Consider the following 326-nt stretch of genomic DNA (forward strand, 5'->3'; position numbering starts at 1 on the left):
ATCGCCTGATCCGCCTCGGTCGGATCCTCGGCCGGGGCCTCGGGCTCCGCCTCGATCGATGCGGCACCTTCCGGCACCGCCCGGCGCGCAGCCTGCGCCTCGGCCTCGACGGTCTCGAAGGCCAGCTGCGTCAGCCAGTCCCGGACGGAGAATTCGGTCGGCCGCCGCTCGAAGCGGTTGAGCCCGTTGAGGATCGTCGCATCGACGATATCGCCAACGCTCAGGTAGCCAGCCGGCACAGACCCGCTACACTCGAGATAGGTCAACTCGCGCCTGACGGTATCGTAGACCGTATCGAGATGATCCTCGATCAGGTCGAAGAAGAA

Annotated in this window: 1 pseudogene; it reads right to left on the reverse strand. The window is 66.0% G+C overall.

The annotated features are described in order from the left end of the window. Positions 1-326, reverse strand: a pseudogene (locus tag CG51_RS18960) (flagellar biosynthesis protein FliA); the annotation flags it as partial.

The organism is Haematobacter missouriensis (assembly GCF_000740775.1).
GTDB classification, from domain to species: Bacteria; Pseudomonadota; Alphaproteobacteria; order Rhodobacterales; family Rhodobacteraceae; genus Haematobacter; species Haematobacter missouriensis.